16 protein-coding genes are annotated in these 17,206 nt (G+C 64.7%); 8 read left to right on the forward strand and 8 right to left on the reverse strand.

From position 1 onward, the window contains the following. Positions 1-3 precede the first annotated feature (3 nt). The 4 genes from DCY11_RS04575 to DCY11_RS04590 form a co-directional block, all read right to left on the reverse strand. The gene (locus DCY11_RS04575) at positions 4-942 is read right to left on the reverse strand and encodes a 4-(cytidine 5'-diphospho)-2-C-methyl-D-erythritol kinase (RefSeq protein ID WP_108681421.1); all 939 of its coding nucleotides are present in this window, start codon (positions 940-942) and stop codon (positions 4-6) included. Between the two features lie 30 nt (positions 943-972). Beyond that, positions 973-1,203 (reverse strand): hypothetical protein, encoded by a 231-nt coding sequence (locus DCY11_RS16125; protein ID WP_159079801.1) that lies wholly within the window; start codon positions 1,201-1,203, stop codon positions 973-975. Next, a complete protein-coding gene (locus tag DCY11_RS04585) occupies positions 1,098-2,735 on the reverse strand; it encodes a lipopolysaccharide assembly protein LapB (protein WP_159079802.1) in 1,638 nt (545 codons plus the stop codon). The genes DCY11_RS16125 and DCY11_RS04585 overlap by 106 nt, the downstream gene beginning before the upstream one ends. A gap of 169 nt (positions 2,736-2,904) precedes the next feature. Then, a complete protein-coding gene (locus DCY11_RS04590; protein WP_108681427.1) occupies positions 2,905-4,566 on the reverse strand; it encodes an electron transfer flavoprotein-ubiquinone oxidoreductase in 1,662 nt (553 codons plus the stop codon). A gap of 127 nt (positions 4,567-4,693) precedes the next feature. Here DCY11_RS04590 and DCY11_RS04595 point away from each other — a divergent pair, with 127 nt between their 5' ends. The 4 genes from DCY11_RS04595 to DCY11_RS04610 all read left to right on the forward strand — a co-directional run bounded on the left by DCY11_RS04595 (position 4,694) and on the right by DCY11_RS04610 (position 10,078). Continuing rightward, a complete protein-coding gene (locus tag DCY11_RS04595) occupies positions 4,694-5,521 on the forward strand; it encodes a uracil-DNA glycosylase (RefSeq protein WP_108681429.1) in 828 nt (275 codons plus the stop codon). 51 nt (positions 5,522-5,572) lie between these two features. Then, the gene (moaB, locus tag DCY11_RS04600; RefSeq protein WP_108681431.1) at positions 5,573-6,136 is read left to right on the forward strand and encodes a molybdenum cofactor biosynthesis protein B; all 564 of its coding nucleotides are present in this window, start codon (positions 5,573-5,575) and stop codon (positions 6,134-6,136) included. A 220-nt stretch (positions 6,137-6,356) separates the two neighbouring features. After that, complete coding sequence (locus tag DCY11_RS04605; protein WP_108681433.1) at positions 6,357-6,923, forward strand: hypothetical protein; 567 nt, start codon at positions 6,357-6,359, stop codon at positions 6,921-6,923. Beyond that, positions 6,893-10,078: an autotransporter domain-containing protein gene (locus tag DCY11_RS04610; protein WP_108681435.1), complete on the forward strand. Its 3,186-nt coding sequence runs from the start codon at positions 6,893-6,895 to the stop codon at positions 10,076-10,078. The genes DCY11_RS04605 and DCY11_RS04610 overlap by 31 nt, the downstream gene beginning before the upstream one ends. Here DCY11_RS04610 and DCY11_RS04615 read toward each other — a convergent pair. Beyond that, positions 10,071-10,763 carry a TIGR04282 family arsenosugar biosynthesis glycosyltransferase gene (locus DCY11_RS04615; protein ID WP_245409447.1) on the reverse strand — a complete coding sequence of 231 codons (693 nt, stop codon included), beginning with the start codon at positions 10,761-10,763 and terminating at the stop codon, positions 10,071-10,073. The two genes, DCY11_RS04610 and DCY11_RS04615, sit on opposite strands and share 8 nt — an antisense overlap. Before the next feature lie 6 nt (positions 10,764-10,769). Then, positions 10,770-11,459, reverse strand: a complete 690-nt coding sequence (locus DCY11_RS04620; protein ID WP_108681437.1) for a TIGR04283 family arsenosugar biosynthesis glycosyltransferase — start codon at positions 11,457-11,459, stop codon at positions 10,770-10,772. A gap of 111 nt (positions 11,460-11,570) precedes the next feature. Between DCY11_RS04620 and DCY11_RS04625 the strand changes: the two genes are divergently transcribed. Next, entirely contained in the window at positions 11,571-12,692 is a 1,122-nt protein-coding gene (locus DCY11_RS04625) for a PA0069 family radical SAM protein (protein WP_108681439.1), read from the forward strand. 76 nt (positions 12,693-12,768) lie between these two features. Then, positions 12,769-13,434 carry a ribonuclease HII gene (locus DCY11_RS04630; RefSeq protein ID WP_108681441.1) on the forward strand — a complete coding sequence of 222 codons (666 nt, stop codon included), beginning with the start codon at positions 12,769-12,771 and terminating at the stop codon, positions 13,432-13,434. On the opposite strand, the gene DCY11_RS04635 is transcribed toward DCY11_RS04630, so the two are convergent. Then, positions 13,431-14,183 (reverse strand): alpha/beta hydrolase, encoded by a 753-nt coding sequence (locus DCY11_RS04635; RefSeq protein WP_108681443.1) that lies wholly within the window; start codon positions 14,181-14,183, stop codon positions 13,431-13,433. The two genes, DCY11_RS04630 and DCY11_RS04635, sit on opposite strands and share 4 nt — an antisense overlap. 170 nt (positions 14,184-14,353) lie before the next feature. On the opposite strand from DCY11_RS04635, the gene DCY11_RS04640 reads away from it, so the two are divergent. Next, on the forward strand, positions 14,354-15,451 hold the full coding sequence (locus DCY11_RS04640; RefSeq protein ID WP_305791533.1) for a site-specific DNA-methyltransferase: 1,098 nt from the start codon (positions 14,354-14,356) through the stop codon (positions 15,449-15,451). Here DCY11_RS04640 and mutY read toward each other — a convergent pair. Continuing rightward, on the reverse strand, positions 15,399-16,562 hold the full coding sequence (gene mutY / locus DCY11_RS04645; protein ID WP_108681447.1) for an A/G-specific adenine glycosylase: 1,164 nt from the start codon (positions 16,560-16,562) through the stop codon (positions 15,399-15,401). The two genes, DCY11_RS04640 and mutY, sit on opposite strands and share 53 nt — an antisense overlap. Before the next feature lie 66 nt (positions 16,563-16,628). On the opposite strand from mutY, the gene DCY11_RS04650 reads away from it, so the two are divergent. Continuing rightward, on the forward strand, positions 16,629-17,204 hold the full coding sequence (locus DCY11_RS04650) for a DUF721 domain-containing protein (protein ID WP_108681449.1): 576 nt from the start codon (positions 16,629-16,631) through the stop codon (positions 17,202-17,204). Positions 17,205-17,206: the final 2 nt, after the last annotated feature.

The raw sequence follows: 17,206 nt of genomic DNA on the forward strand, positions 1-17,206 counted from the left end.
CGTCTATCGGCTCAGCGGAGCCTGAGGATCCCCTAGGATCCCGGCGGTGATCCACCATTCCGGCTCTTGCTCGGCCAGCAGGATCGCGGCACGCAGCGCTTCGCGTGGGCTGGCGAACACGGCAAAACAGGTGGCGCCCGAGCCCGACAGCCGAACGAGCCGAGCACCGGCCAGTTCCTGCAGCTTCGACAGCACGCTCTCGATTTCCGCCGCGAGCTTCAACGCTGCGGGCTGGAGATCATTGGCGCGCGCGGACGCATAGGCGATCAGAACCTCGAAGTCCGCTCCAAAATCCGGCGGCGGCGCTTCTTGTGGGGGCGCTTTCAATGGCGCGGCGTCAAGCGCCCCGTACACGGCGGCGGTTGCGAGCTCCACACCGGGATTGACCAGCAAGACACCACATTGGGGGAAGCCTGATACGGGCGCGACGATCTCACCACGGCCGGTCATGAATGCGGGCGCGCTCCGCAGACAAACGGCGACGTCGGACCCGAGGTCGGGCGCAAGCGCCGCGATGTCGTCGGTGCCAACCGTGCCGTCACTCGTCTGCATCAGTAGTCGCAGCGCGGCGGCGGCGTCCGCGGAGCCGCCACCCAGACCCGCCGCGACAGGAAGCGTCTTGACGAGGCGGAACGTCCCTGGGCTCAGCGCGGGAAACCGAGCTCGTGCCGCCTGCGCAGCCTCCAGAATGAGGTTCCCCCCCTCCAACGCCTGGGCAAACGGCCCTTCCACGTCGAGCCCGAATGTTTCGGAATGGTTTTGCGAACCGGCATGCTCAGACACCAGCTTTGGCGTCCCGTGCCGGGCGGAGATGAACTCAAGGGTATCCCCCACGCCTGCGAAGGCGACGAGGCTTCTTAGCTCGTGAAAGCCGTCTTCGCGCCGGCCCAACACCTCAAGCGTGAGGTTGAGCTTCGCCCAAGCAATGTCCCGTGTGCGCATATCGCGACACGAGGTATCGCGAAACGTCGCCTAATGCGAGGTGTTCCGTTTGGCCTCGACCATTTCGGATGTCGACTTGGTCTCGCTCGCCGCGTCCAAGCCCGATGCGATCTTCTTCGTCAGCATCTCTTTCAGGTCGTCCTCGGGCTCGAGCGTCATGGACTGGTACCACTGATATTTCGCTTCGAGCGTCCGACCCACGCGCCAATACGCATCGCCGAGATGGTCGTTGATGATCGGATCGTCCGGCCGCAATTCCACCGCCCGCTCCAGCTGCTCGACCGCCTGGGCATGTTCCCCAGCCGGTAGTAGGCCCAGCCAAGGCTGTCCACGTAGTAGCCGTCGTCAGGCTTCAAACTCACCGCTTTGCGGATGTAGTCCATGGCCTGATCGAGATTCATCCCCTGATCGACCCAGGAGTAGCCGAGGTAGTTCAGGATGAGCGACTCGTCGGGGTTCAGTTCGAGGGCCTGTTTGAAATCGGCTTCCGCCGCAGGCCAATCCTTCAGACGTTCGTTGGTCACGCCGCGCGCGTAGTAGAGCGCCCAGTTTCGCTGCGTCGGTTTGTCGATAAGGCCGATCGCCCGGGTGTAGTACTCGCGCGCCTCTTCGTGACGCTCCTTGGACCGGAGGATGCTGCCGAGCGCGTCGAGCGGACGGATATCGTCCGGGTTCTCGGCGATGATCTTGTCGAGCACGGCCTTCGCGTCATCGATACGCTCGAGCGAAGCCAGCGCAAACGCCTTCTGAATTTGCACATTGAGCCAGAGTGGCGATGACTCCGGAATATTGTCGAAGGCGGCGATCTCGTCCTCGTACTTCTCCGCCTCTGAATAGGCCTCCGCGAGCGCGACCTGGGCCAATGGGAAGTCCGGCTTGAGGAGCAGCGCGAATTTCAAGTACTGCGTGCCGGTTTCCAGATTTCCCTCGCCGACCGCGACACTGCCGATCCCATAAAAGACCTCGGCGAGGCCTTCCGCGGGCGTGCTGACAACCAGCTCCGGCGAATCGCCCTTCTCGATGTCTTTCAGCAGGGCCTCGGTGATGGGGTGCGGAAGGGTTTTGGCCATGTGCAGCTTGAGCGCCGCGATCGCAAGGTCCTTCCGGTTCCCGCGCGCGGCGTGGCGCGCGTAGGCGTCGACGACCCGCAAGGTTCTGGGATTCCGCTTGAACGCCGCGTCATACGACTTGCTGGCAAGCTGATGGCGGCCCGCGACATCGGCAATGAGGGCACGATGGTACAGGAGGTAGAAATTCGCCCAATTGGCCGTGCTGAGCGCATCCAGCGTGTCGAAGGCCTTGGAGTGTTCGCCTTGTGCCTCCTGGGTCCAGGCCCGCGCCAGCGTCGAGGTCGGATCGACCGTCGGGCCCTGCCGCGCCTCGGAGAAGTGCTCCTCGGCCTCCTTGTAGTCGCCCGCCTTGAAGGCATTGATCGCCAGCAGGAACTGGGCAACGCGGTGCGAGGGCTCGACGTTGACCAGCTCACGGGCGAGTTCGGTCGCGCGCTTCCAGTGACCCGCACGGGCTTCCAGCAGGAATGCCTGCTCGAGGATGGCCTCGTTGGTCGGGTCGGCCTCCAAGGCTCTGGTATAGAACTTGGCAGCGGCTTCGATGTCGTGGTTATGGCGTGCGATGCGGCCGGCCAGGTAATTGCCGAGAAGGGTTTGAGCGCCCGCCGTCTCCGGCTTTCTTGCCACCACCTCGGAATAGGCGGTCGGGGCCGCGAGAATCGCGACCAGAAGCACCGATCGCAATGCCCATTTGCCCATACGTCCGCTGTCTGGATTCGTCATTTCGTCGGCCCGGCTTCCGCCGCCCCAAGCTTGTTGGTTCATCGCATCGAGACAGGCTAAGCGCTTTGTCCTGTCATGAAAACTATATTTGGGTTCAAACGCGGCGCGTTTGTGGCCCAATTGCTTGAGCTAGATGAGCATTCCGTAATGTTGGCCCGTCCGTGCCCCGCTACATGTTGGCGTAGTTTGGCCCGTCGCCGCCCTCCGGCACCACCCAGGTGATGTTCTGAGCCGGATCTTTGATGTCGCAGGTCTTACAGTGCACGCAGTTCTGCGCGTTGATCTGGAACCGCACCGAGCCGCCGTCCTCGACGACCTCGTAGACATTCGCCGGGCAATAGCGCTGCGCGGGCTCGTCGTAGTGCGGCAGATTCTCTTCGATCGGGATATCGGGATCCGCAAGCTTCAGATGCACGGGCTCGTCCTCGTCGTGGTTGGTGTTTGAGAGGAACACCGACGAGAGGATGTCGAAGGTCAGCTTGTTGTCGGGCTTCGGGTAATCGATCGGCTTGCATTTAGCCGCCGACCGCAGGCTCGCATAGTCGGCTTTCTTGTGTTTCAGCGTGTGACCGAGGAACGGGAAAATCGTATTGAGCCACATGTCGAGGCCGCCCAGCATGACCCCGAGCCGCGTACCGAAACGCGACCAGAGCGGCTTCACGTTGCGAACCTTCTTCAACTCCTTGGCCAACGAGCTCGCCTCGTAGGCCTGGATGTATTCGAGCAGCGTATCCGCGGACCGTCCGGCCTCGAGGGCATCGAACGCGGCTTCCGCGGCCATCATGCCCGAGAGCATGGCGTTGTGAGATCCCTTGATGCGGGGAACGTTCATGAAGCCGGCCGCGCAGCCCACCAGCGCCCCACCGGGGAACGCAAGCTGGGGAACCGCCTGATAGCCGCCCTCGGTGAGCGCCCGGGCGCCATAGGCCAGACGCTTGCCGCCCTCCAGGTGCCGCGCGATCACCGGGTTGGTCTTTGAGCGCTGAAATTCCTTGAACGGGTTGAGATAGGGATTGGCGTAATCGAGATGGACGACGAAGCCCACCGACACCAGGTTGTCGCCGAAATGATAGAGGAAGGAACCGCCGCCGGTGTTGTCGTCGAGCGGCCAGCCCATCGTGTGCTGCACGAGACCCGGCTGGTGCTTCTCGGCCGGAATTTCCCAGAGCTCCTTCAGGCCGATGCCGAATTTCTGCGGGGCGCTGTCTTCATCCAGACCGAACTTCTTGATGAGCTGTTTGGTGACCGAGCCCCGCGCGCCTTCGGCGAAGAAGGTGTACTTGCCCATCAGCGCCATACCCGGTGTGAAGCTGTCCTTCTGGCTGCCGTCGCGCGCGACGCCGAGATCGCCGGTGATGACGCCTTCGACGGCGCCTTCCGCGCCGATGATCACGTCGGCGACCGCGATGCCCGGATAGACCTCGACGCCAAGCGCCTCGGCCTGCTCGCCGAGCCATTTGGTGAGATTGCTGAGGCTGCCCGCATAGCATCCGTGATTGTTCATCAACGGGGGCATGAACAGGTTGGGCAGCCGGATCTCGCCCGCTTCGCCAAGATAATAGAACAGGTCCTTGGTCACCGCGTCCGTCAGCGGCGCGCCCTTTTCGCGCCAGTCCGGGATGAGCTTGTCGAGCCCGACGGGGTCGATCACCGCACCAGAAAGGATATGGGCGCCGATCTCCGACCCTTTTTCCAGAACGACGACGGAGATCTCCTTGTCGTTCTCGGCGGCAAGCTGCTTGAGCCTGATCGCAGCGGACAGACCCGCAGGCCCTCCGCCCACGATCACCACATCGAACTCCATCACGTCCCGTTCGACCTGATCGCTCATCTCAGCCCTTTCTGTTCTTGTCGCACCCAGCCGCGCCCAGCTGTTTCCACGCCCGTGGCAAATTTGGTGCTAAAGTCTCGTTTATTGCCTTGAACTGACAAATATCGGATCGGCTGTCCCCAAGCAAATGAGTGAAAGCGCCGCAAAACAGTCCTCGAGCCTCCTCGACTGGTACGCCGCCATGGGTGTGGACGAGGCTATCGGCGATGCGCCGGTAGACCGTTTCGCCGCGTCAGCCGCTCCGCCACAGGCGAAAGAGCCGCTCGCCAAGACGCCGAGGCCCGATCCCAGACCGGCCTCCAAGGCTCCACCAGCGACCCCACCCAAGGCCAAGCGGCCGGCCGCACCGCCGCCGCAAGCAAACACCCCTGCCCCTGCGCTGGATGGGATTAAGACTCTTGCCGCCCTCGAAGAGGCCGCGGCGGCCTTTGACGGCTGCCCCCTGAAACGGACCGCGAAGACGACATGTTTCGCGCGCGGGAGCGAGCAGGCCAAGGTGATGCTGATCGGGGAGGCGCCGGGCCGCGACGAGGATCTCCAAGGAAAGCCCTTCGTGGGCCGGGCCGGCAAGCTCCTGGACAAGATGCTGGCCTCGATCGGCCTCGACGACACGTCCGTCTACATCACCAACACGATCTATTGGCGCCCGCCGGGCAACCGCACACCGACACCCCAGGAGATCGCATCCTGCGCGCCATTCCTGACACGCCAGATCGAATTGCTGGCGCCGGAGGTGATCGTGCTGCTCGGCGGCGCGGCGGCCAAATCCATGCTGCAAACGACCGAAGGCATCATGCGGCTGCGGGGCAAGTGGAAACTATATCACGCGAAAGACCGCGACATTCCTGTGCTTGCGACGTTACATCCTGCCTATCTGCTTCGCTCACCTGAGGCGAAGCGCTATGCCTGGCGCGACCTGCTCATGCTCAAAGAAGGACTGAGCGCGCTCCAATAGAGCTGGTCAGCCCGTTGAGCCAATCAGCCACAAGGCTGGAGGAATTTCACCATGTCTGCCCGCATCGACTACACCCGCACCTTCGTTCCGCTGCGCATCGCCGTGCTCACGGTGTCCGACACGCGCACGCCCAAGACGGACAAGTCGGGTCCCCTCCTCGCGAAGATGATCGAAGACGCCGGCCACATCGTCGCCGACCGGATGGTGGTTTCGGACGACAAGAAGTCTATCCGCAAGGGCGTGAAAGCCTGGGTAAAGGCGGATGACGTGGACGTTGTCATCACCACGGGCGGGACCGGGTTCACCGGGCGCGACGTGACGCCGGAGGCCGTGCGTCCGCTGTTCGATAAAGAGATCGACGGCTTCTCGGTGCTATTCCACATGCTCAGCTATCAAACGGTCGGCACGTCCACCGTGCAGAGCCGCGCCTGCGGCGGCCTCTCCGAGACGACGCTGATCTTCTCCGTGCCCGGATCGCCCGGCGCCTGCGAAGACGCTTGGAACGGCATTCTGAAATTCCAGCTCGACGCGCGCCATCGCCCTTGCTCCTTTGTCGAACTCCTGCCCCGCCTCGCCGAGGGCAAGAAGGAGAAGAAGGACAAGAAGAAGGGCTAGCGCACACGAAAGGGCGAGTTCTGACGGAATCCTTGGCGCTCGTATGTCCTATGCGGTTGCAACCGTCACTTGTGACTTTGCGGCAACAGCTCGTTGAAAAGCCACACCCATGCCCACGCTAAGGTGTCCTATCGCTTGTTGGCGCGCCTAATTCCTGTGAAAAATTACGTTCCGAATAGGAAACAGGCTTGGCCCGGCCAGGCAGTGCCCCGGGGGGCAAATGAGCGGGACTTCACGCCGCCGTCAGCTACTGCTGTCGACCGCGGCCCTCGCGGGCGCGCTTACCGGCTATGGGCGCGGCGCTTACGCGCAGTGCGCACCCGGTAGCGGCACCCAGTTCGTCTGCTCTGGCGCCAATATCGACACCCAAACGATCAATGCCGACAATGCCGCCGTCTTCACCACATATGGCTTTAGCGTCGACACCACGGCGGGCGGCGGGTCCGGCGGCAACGCGGTCACCATCTCCGGCGACGGCTTCCTCGCCTACACCGATGGCAACGCGTCGCCTCTGACAGCCGACGACACGGCTCTCGATATCCATGCAACGGGCGATTATGCGGGGTCCGGGGGTATCAGCGTGCTTTTCGACGGTGCCTTGCAGGGCAGTAGTGGCGCCGTCTTTCAAAACGACAGCAGCGGCGGTCAAAACATCACTGCCAACGGCAGCGTGACCGGCACGTCCGGCAGCGGCATCTATGCGCATAACGGGAGCCTCGCGACCGGTATCACAATCAACACGGCGGCGGGACCACCGTGTCCGGCACGGTCAGCGGCATCAACGTGAACAACGAGGGCTCGGGCGCGACCAGCATCACGACGGTCGGCGCCGTAACGGCCGGCCCCAATTCCGGCAATACCGGTATCCGCGTGGAAAATACCACCTCAGCGACGGGCGTCATGGAAATCACCACGGGCCCCGGCACCGTTTCCGGCGCCAACGGTATCGACGCCGAGAATAATGCGGGGGCGCTGATCATCGACGTTGGTGGCGACGTTACAGCCACAGGCGGCAACGGCATCATTGCCGATAGCGGAAGTCTCGCGACCGATATCACGATCAGCACGGCGACAGGCACCAGCGTCTCCGGCACGGTTGTCGGCATTCTCGCTGAAAACACTGGTGTCGGCGACATCAGCATTACCACCAACGGCGATGTCACCGGCGGGATCGTGCAGGGCATCCGGGCGATCAATGGCGGCGGCGCGATCACGGTGAAGTCTTACGGCGACGTGACAACGGCCGCGACCGCGGACGGTATTTACGTCTATGGCCAGACGGGCTCGACCGGCGACATCACCATCATCACCGGCGAAAGCACGAACGGTGTCTCCGGCGGCTCGGCCGGTATCTCCATACGAGGCGACGGCTCGGGCGACGTGATCGTCAATGCCCAGGGCGACGTGAGCGGAGGCATCGGCGACGGCATCTTCGCGAACGTCTCCGGAGACAATCTGTCGATCACTACCGGGTCGAGCTCGGAGGTCAGCAGCACCAGCGATCACGGCATCAATGGCCGCCTGCTCGGCGGCGGGCTGTTGGAGATGAGGGTCCGCGGCGACGTCACCGCCCTCGGCTCCGGCACCTTCGGCATCTTGGCAACGAGCGATGGGGACACGCAGACGCTTTCGACTTATGCCGGCTCGACCGTCACGGCCGCCAGCAATGGCGTCAACGCGTCTCACAACGGCAGCGGCGCCATGACGATCAACGTCGGCGGGGTGATCGACTCCGGCAACAACGCGATCTATGCAACGAGCGGCACCGCGTCGGAGATCAACGTGACCACGGGCGTCGGCAGCATAGTCGGCATGACGACCGGCGGACGCAGCAGCACCAACGGCATTCACGTCCGCAACACCGCCGGGACCTCCTCGAACATCATCGTCAATGGCGAGGTGACTGGATCGAGCTTCAACGGCATCTACGGCTTCTCGAATGGCGGCGCGATGAACGTCACGGTCAACAAGTCGGGAACGGTGAACGCCGATGGCAACGATGCAACGGATTCCGCAATTCGCATTGGTGCGGGCACGACAGGTGCCGCGAACCTGACCGTTGCCGGCACCTTGAACGCGCCGAACAGCGGTTACGCCGTGCGTTTCGATCAGTCGGCAGGCCAGGACGATCGCCTGGAAATTCATTCCACGGCCAAAATCAACGGCACGGTGCTGGCGGGGGGCGGTGACGACACGCTGGCCTTCGGCGGCGGCGGCACCGGCACGTTCGATCTCGACGCGATCGACACGGGCGCGAACACGCAGCAATACCGCGACTTCGAGACGTTCGAGGTCGACAGCGGCACGTGGCGCTTCTCGGGCGGAACGACGCAGGCCTTCACCGTCAATGGCGGCACGCTGAAGGGCACCGGCACGTTCGGCGATCTGACGGTCAACGGCGGCACCATCGCGCCCGGCAATTCCATCGGCACCATGACCGTGAACGGCGCCTTTACGCTTGGTGGCGGCTCCATCTACGAGGTCGAGGTCGATGCGGGCGGGAACAGCGACAAGGTGATCGTCAACGGCGCGGTGAACCTCACGGGCGCGACGCTAAAAGTGCTGGCCGCGAGCGGGAACTACGATCCGACCACGGACTATACGATCATCGAGAACGACGGCACTGATGCGGTCAAAGGCAAATTCGCCACCGTGTCCACGAACCTCGCCTTCCTGACGCCCGAAGTGAATTACGCCGCGGGCGACGGTAATGATGTGGTGCTGACATTGCTGCGGACCGTCAGCGCCGATGGCGGCGTGGTGACCTTCAAAGACATTGCCAAGACGAAGAACGAGAAGGCCGTCGCAGGTGCTCTGGACAAGTTCCCCACAAGCAACCCGTTGTTCCTGTCGGTACTGACGCAAACAGAGGCCGGCGCGCGCCAAGCCTTCAACGCGCTGTCGGGCGAAATTCATGCGACCGTGGCGGGGACGCTGGTGGACGACAGCCGCTATGCACGCGAGGCCGTGCTCGGCCGCATGATGCAGGCCAGTCACGCGGGCCAGGCGCTTGGGTCGGGCGGCCCGCAAGTCGCAAGTTATGATGCAGGCGCCATGCGGCTCGGCGGCAATTTCGTCGGCGAAGAGACGGCGGCCGAGCCTGTGGCGCAGCCGCTCGCCTTCTGGACGCAAGGCTACGGTGCTTGGGGCACGTTCGACGGTGACGGCAATGCCGCGACGGCGGACCGCAATCTCGGCGGCTTCATCTCCGGCATGGATGCAAGTGTCGGCGGCTCATGGCGAGTTGGGCTGGCGACCGGCGCCTCCTTCTCCGATGTGAGCGTGGACCGGCGCTACAGCGGGGCGAACACTAGCACCTATCATCTCGGCGGCTATGTGAACGGCGACATTGAAGGCTTCGCCTTGCGCGGCGGCGGCCTTTGGGCCTGGAGCGAGATCGAGACGTCCCGCGCGGTAGTGTTCCCCACCTTCTTCGAGCGGCAGAAGGCGGACTACGACGCCGACACGGGACAGCTGTTCGGCGAGGTCGCATATCCCACTCAAATGGGCGGCATCGAACTAGAGCCCTTTGGCGGCTTCGCCTATGTCTCCCTCGAGAGCGGCGGGTTTCGCGAGAAGGGTGGCGCCCAATCGAGCTTGCGCACGTCCGGCATCGACCAGGGCGTGGGTTACACAACAGTCGGCCTGCGCGCGGCCAAAACGATGATGTGGGGTCAGATGCACATCACGCCGCACATCGAGGCGGCCTGGCTGCATGCGTTCGACGACGTGACACCCGGTGCATCGCTGGCCTTCGCCACCACCGGCATCGGCTTTGATATCGACGGTGTGCCGCTGGCCGAAGACTCGGCCCTGCTGGATGCCGGCCTTGACCTCGCGGTGACAGACCGGCTCTCAGCCGGCGTCTCCTACCAAGGCCAATATGCGGACAGTGTCTCCGACAACGCCATCAAAGGCCGCCTGACCTGGCTGTTCAACTAGGCGGTACTAGACGCTCCGCGAGCCCGCGCTGACTCTTCAAATCTTCGGCCGTGTCCACGTCGCTGAGCGTGGCCGTAAACGCGATCTTTCGCCCCTTAAGGTTCGCACATGTGGCCGCAAGGGCTTGATCCGTGGACCATGGTACGCCGTCGAACGGCGCGAGGCGTCCGGGGCTTCGCTTGAACCCGACCAGCCAATAGCCGCCGTCCTGCGCCGGGCCGAACACGGCATCCGCGTTGCCGAGGCGCCGGAAGGCTTCGGCGATATGGGCGCGAGAGATCCGCGGGATATCGCTGCCGACAAGGACGACCGGCCCAGGCGGCATGCAATCGAACAGCGCCCGCATGCGCGCTCCGAGATCCCCCTCGCCTTGGGGAATCCGGGGCACACGCGGCCATGACGGCCAGCAGGATTCCGCAAGCGCAGAATCAGGCGTCACCGCCAGATAGGTCCGCCAGCGCGGATCGGTCCCGAGCCGCATCAGCGTGTGGCGCAACGTCGTGCGGTGGAACCGCGCCGCCGCGACGTTGCCAATGCCCCGCGCCAAGCGCTGTTTGACGGCACCGGCCTTCGGCTGTTTGGCCATGACGATGAGGCTTGGCACGATGAGACTTGGCACGTTGAGACTTGGCACGATGAGACTTGGCGCGAAGGCGGAGGCGCCTCGCCGGCGTCCGCTGGTCACCGCCCGCTACTCGTAGAGCCGGGCAAGAACGCGCGGCGGAACGCGCAGGAGATAAAGAAGCATGAGCCCGAGATTGCGGCAGCAGCGCATCAGATAGCCCTCGTCCTGATAGCGCTGGGCGCTGGTGACGGCCCGCGTCTTCAGCCCATACAGCTCCCGGCGCTTCAACCTGCGCACGAGATCCACGTCTTCCATCAGCGGGAGCGGCCGGAAACCGCCAAGCCGCTGATAATGAGCCCGCGAGATCAGCAGACCTTGATCGCCATAGGGCAGCGACAGCAGCCCGCAGCGAAGCCCGACCATCATTTCGATCAGCCGCGGCATGAAGCCTTCGTCGTCCAGCGCGAAGCGGAAATACGCGGCCGCGGGCTTGCGGCGGCCCGTCTCGATGCGCTCGATGAAATTCATGGCTTCGTTGAACCAGCCCGGATCCAACACAGTGTCCGCATGCAGGAAGAGCAGCCAATCGCCCTTCGCGGCGGCGGCGCCCGCTTCCAGCTGCGTGCCCCGTCCCCGCGGCGCTTGCACCAAGTGAACGCCGGCGGCGTCGGCGATCACGTAGGTATCGTCGGTCGACCCGCCATCCGCGATGATGGCTTCCTGCACGATGCCATCGACCACGGCGGGGACAAGCGCCGACAGCGTCGGCACGAGAACCCGCTCGGCGTTGAGCGTTGGAATAATGACCGAGATCATAGGGCCGGACTATAACGGTTGCCGGGCCCTCAGCAATCGCGACGTATGGCCCAATCCGGGCCTGTTCTCTCTGTTCTTGATTTGTTCTCGTGGCGCGCCTATATTGCGGCTATGAACGTCGCCATTCGCAAGCCAAGCCACGACGAGAGCCTGCCCCATGAGGCGGGCGGGGTGGCCTATGCGCGCCGCCACGGGCGAGGCGCGCAGACCAACCGTTCGGGACGATTCGAGGCCAAGACCTACGAGCCCGTGGACGATGGTTGGGAGTCCCTTGGCGATCTCGAGGCGCTCCGGACAGAGGTGCAGGAAGTTCCGGCCCGGCGCATCATCACCAAGAATGACTCGCCGGATATCGGCTTCGACCGCTCGATCAACCCGTATCGGGGCTGTGAGCATGGGTGCGTCTATTGCTTCGCGCGGCCGACGCACGCGTTCCTCGGCATGTCGCCGGGCCTCGACTTCGAGACTAAGCTCTTCGCCAAGACCAACGCCGCACAGGCGCTGGAACGCGAACTGGCCGCGCCCGGCTACGAGCCCCGCATGATCGCAATCGGCTCGAACACCGACCCTTATCAGCCCGTGGAGCGGCGCTACCGCATCATGCGGCGCATTCTGGAAGTGCTGAGCGAGGCCAACCACCCGGTTGGGATCGTCACCAAGTCGGCGCTCGTCCTCCGCGACCTCGACATTCTGCAATCCATGGCGGAACGCGGCCTCGTGAAGGTGGCGCTTTCGGTCACTACGCTGGACCGGCAGCTGGCGCGGACGATGGAGCCGCGCGCGAGCACGCCGGACAAGCGGCTGGAGGCCGTGGAGACGCTCTCAAACGCCGGCGTGCCCACCTCCGTGATGGTCGCCCCCGTCGTGCCCGGTCTCACAGACGCCGAGATCGAACGGATCCTGGAGCGCGCGTCGGCCGCGGGGGCCAGTGAAGCAGGCTATATCCTGCTTCGGCTGCCGCTCGAGATCGGCGATCTCTTCGTCGAATGGCTGCGGGCCAATTGCCCCGACCGTGCCGACCGCGTGCTGTCCCTGATGAGGCAGACCAGGGGTGGGAAGCTATACGATGCGGAGTGGCACGGCCGCATGGAGGGCGACGGGCCGTATGCCTGGATGATCGGCCGGCGGTTTCAGATGGCCGCCGAACGGCTCGGCCTCGACAAGCGCCACAAATTGCGCACTGACCTGTTCACGCCCCCCACCCTGCCCGGCCAACAGCTCAGCCTGCTCTAAGGCCTTTTCCACAGCGCACAGCTAGTCTTGCCGCAGGCGGTTGCGCGCCGGGCGGTGTTCGTCGGACAGTTCCGGCATGGAATCGCCATCGCGCCCGCAAGCCAGCCTGCCGACCTTCGATCTCGAAACGGAGATGATGGATCTCCACGGCGTGCCGGTGGCGGGCGTCGATGAGGCGGGCCGCGGGCCCTGGGCCGGTCCCGTCGTGGTGGCCGCGGTCGTGCTCAACCCGGATCGCATCCCCGAGGGACTGAACGACTCCAAACTGCTTACGCCGCAGGCCCGCGAGGACCGCTACGAGGAGATCGTGGCGAGCGCCCGCGTCTCCGTCGTCATCGGGCAGGTCGGCCGTATCGATCGGGACAACATTCTGCAAGCCACGCTATGGGGCATGCGCACGGCGTTCCGGAGCCTCGAAATCGCACAAGCCGCCGCGCTGATCGACGGCAATGCCGTTCCCAAGCGCTTTCCCGGCACGGCCCGGGCCGTGATTGGCGGCGACGGAAAATCGCTCTCGATTGCCGCCGCATCCATCGTGGCGAAGGTCACCCGCGACCGGCTCATGGTGAAGCTCGCCAAGCGCTATCGCGGCTATGGCTGGGAGAACAACAAGGGCTACGGCACGCCGGAACATGCCAGCGGCATCGAACGGCATGGCGTTTGCCCGCACCACCGCCGCTCCTTCGCGCCGATCCAGCGCATCCTTGCTACGCGGGCGGATTTCGCGGACGCCGACGGCTAACCGAGCCAGTCGGCGATACGACCGGCGATCTCCTCCGCGCCGTCTTCCACCACCAGCATATGGGCGTGGCCTTCCAGCGCCCAGAACGGGCTGCCCAAATAGGCCTCCGCCGTCGCCATCGCCGTCGCCAGTGGCACGACATTGTCCTCGGTCCCGGACAGCGTCAGCACCGGGCAAGTGACGGCGGCCGTATCGACGGCGGTCGCACCGGCGCGATCGAACATCCAGAAGAACAATTCGAACAGAGCCTGACCCGATTCCGGCCCGAAGGCCTCGAACATCTGCCGTTGCCTGTCCGGCGGCAGGCGGTTGAGGCTGATGGAACAAGCGATCTCGAAATTCGGATCGAAGGCGCGCGTCCAAAACGGCCCGAGAGACATCAAGTCCTGGCTAAGCTGCTTCTCCGGATCCGACGAGGGCAGAATTCCCGCCCTCGGCGCCGGGCTCGCCAGGACGAGCTTCTCGGCCAGACCTTCGGCGGCGAGTTGCTGCGCGATGACCGCGCCCATGGAATGACCGAGCACGATCGGCTTCTTCGGCAGCGCCGCCACGAGATCGCGCATTTGGGCGCGGTAGTCGGCGATACCGACACCGGTGAGTTTCTCGATCCCGTCCGTCTTGTCGGCCCCGTGCCCGATGAGATCGGGCGTTAGGCACTCGAACCCACGCGCCTCGAACACGGCCCGAAAGGGCTCGAAGCACCAGCCGCCGCAATTGACGCCGTGCACCATGACGATCGTTTCTGCCATGTCGCTCTCCCAGCCAAAACTCTCTGCGCGCTTCCCGTCGGATGCCGTTTGCCGGGTTAAGGCCGCCTTTACCCCGCTCGGCCAGCATGGGCCGGTCTTGCCCTGTACCGGCTCTTGCCGAGTACAGCATGGCAAGCGCGTGTGTGTATTGCGTAACGCGAGTGAATATCATGGGTATGGGGGATACGGGGAAGCAGCCGCTTCCGCGCAACAAGATCATTGTGGGTGATTGCATCGAGGAGCTCGAAAAGCTTCCCGCCGAGAGCGTCGATCTCGTCTTTGCCGATCCGCCGTACAATCTTCAGCTCGCGAACGAGCTCTACCGTCCCAACAACAGCCGCGTCGACGGCGTCGACGACGACTGGGACAAGTTCGCAAGCTTCGAAACCTATGACCGGTTCACCCGCGATTGGCTGGCCGCATGCCGCCGCGTGCTGAAGCCGAACGGCAGCCTCTGGGTCATCGGCAGCTATCACAACATCTTTCGCGTGGGCACCGCGCTCCAGGACCTGGGCTACTGGGTCCTGAACGACGTGATCTGGCGCAAGACGAACCCCATGCCGAACTTCCGCGGGCGCCGCTTCACCAACGCGCATGAGACGATGATCTGGGCCTCCACGGGACAGAAAGCGCGCTACACCTTCAACTACGAATCCATGAAGGCGCTGAACGAGGACCTGCAGATGCGGTCCGATTGGCTGCTGCCGATCTGCTCGGGCGCCGAGCGCTTGAGGCAGGACGGGCGCAAGACCCATCCCACGCAGAAGCCGGAAGCGCTTCTGCAACGGGTGATCCTGGCGGCGAGCCATCCGGGCGATGTGATCCTCGACCCGTTCATGGGCTCGGGCACGACGGCCGTCGCCGCGAAGCGTCTGGGGCGCGCCTTTGTCGGCATCGAGCGCGAGAAGGCCTATGCCAAAGCGGCACGCGACCGTCTCAAGTCGGTCGAAACGCTGGATCCCGCTTCTCTTCAGGCCGCCAAGGGCAAGCGCGCCGAAACGCGCGTCCCGTTCGGAACGCTCGTGGAGCTCGGTCTGTTGTCGCCGGGAACTGCTCTATACGATCCGGCGGCGCGCCACGAAGCCAAGGTGCGGGCGGACGGATCGATTGCCTGCGCCGGCGCGCAAGGGTCCATCCATAAGATCGGCGCCCATGTGCAGGGGGCGATGGCCTGCAACGGCTGGACGTTCTGGCACTACGAGGCCGGCGGCGCGCTCAAGCCGATCGACGATCTGCGCGCCGAGGCGCGCCAGAAGCTGGCTTCCTAGCGTCACGCTTTTTTGAGACGGCGGCACGCTCGTCCAGCGCGTGGGCGAGGACCTTCCGCATGACCGTCGGCAACGCGGCCCCGGGCAGTTCGCGTTGTCGGAGCCAACGGCAACGGTCAGGCTCAGCTGCGTCCAGCACCTCGACGTCGCGCGCGGCATCGGCCCGATAGACCGTCAGTTCGAGATGAAAATGCGTGAACGTGTGGGAGACAACACCCGGCAGTTTTTTCCAGGCCGCATTTAAGGGTGCGTGCGCTACCGCGCCCTGCGATCGCGGGCTTTCTTCCCAAGGCGTAGACGGCGTCTCCAACATGCCGCCGAGTAGACCTTTCGGCGGCCGTTCGCGCAGGAGCACCGCACCGTCCTCGCGCATGGCGACGAATGCCGTCCCGCGCCTGGTGGGCCGCTCGGCCTTCGCCGCCTTGTAGGGGAGTTGCTCGGCAATGCCTGCCGCGAACCCGCGACAGCTCGGCCGCACCGGACATAGGCCGCAGGCGGGGTTACGGGGCGTACAGATCATCGCGCCGAGATCCATCATGGCCTGGGCGAAGTCCCCGGCATGGGTCTCGGGCGTCAGCTGTTCCGCCAGCGCCTTGATCTGCGGCTTCGCGGCCGGCAGCGGCGTCTCGATGGCGAAGAGCCTGGCAAGTACCCGCTCGATATTGCCGTCCACCGGCGATGCCTTCCGGCCGAAGGCGATCGCGGCGATCGCGGCGGACGTATAGCCGCCGATCCCGGGCAGCTTCCCCAAGCCCTCCTCCGTATCCGGAAACCGGGCCCCGTGCTCCTCCGACACCACGCGCGCGCAGGCATGGAGATTTCTTGCGCGGGCGTAGTAGCCGAGGCCGGCCCAAGCGGCGAGGACGGTACCCAGCTCGGCTCGGGCCAGCGCATCCACATCCGGCCAGCGGCGGACGAAGTCGATGAAGCGCGGCGTCACCGTCTTGACGGTGGTCTGCTGCAGCATGACCTCGCTCAGCCACACCTTGTAGGGATCTTGCAGGGTTCCAGGCGGCGCACGCCAAGGCAGGGCCCGGCCCTCGCGCCGGTACCAAGTCAGGAGCGCGGGCGCGATCTCGGTTCCCGCGGCGTCCGTGTGAACGTCTTGCATAAGTTCTCATGCCACGCGCAATCGCCTCGCGCCATGGTGTAGAGTCGTCGTGAATTTGCGGGAGCCATGATGAACAGCACCAAACGAAAGCCCTCGGGCGCCGCGCGAAAGGCCGGCGCGCGGCCGATCGGCGCCTTCGTCGAGAAGGCGCTGGACCAGGCGGCGCGGGCGCGCGGCTTCGCCACCACCGCGCTCCTCAGCGACTGGCGCGCCATCGCCGGCGCCGAACTTGCCCGTTACACCATGCCCGACCGCATCATCTGGCCGCGCCGCCACGACCATTGGGAAGACGAGCAGACCGACAATCCGCGCGCCCGTGGCCACCGGCGTGACGGGGCGACCCTGGTCCTGCGGATCGAAGGGCCCCGGGCCATCGAAGTACAGCATCGCGCCACGCAGATATTGGAGCGGATCAACGCCTATTTCGGCTACCGGGCGGTGACGGAGATGCGCTTCCTGCAAGCGCCGATTTCCCGCGTCGCCCGCCCCAAGCGCACGCCGAAACCTCCGCTGCCCGCCTACGCCTTGCCCAAATCCGCAGGCATTCAGGACAAAGGCCTGGCCCGGGCACTGGACCGGCTGGGCGCTCTCGCCACGCATCGCACCGAGACCGAAAGAAGACGGCCAGCGCGGCGGAGTTGAGT

This window comes from Methyloceanibacter sp. wino2, from assembly GCF_003071365.1.
In the GTDB taxonomy this organism is placed as follows: domain Bacteria; phylum Pseudomonadota; class Alphaproteobacteria; order Rhizobiales; family Methyloligellaceae; genus Methyloceanibacter.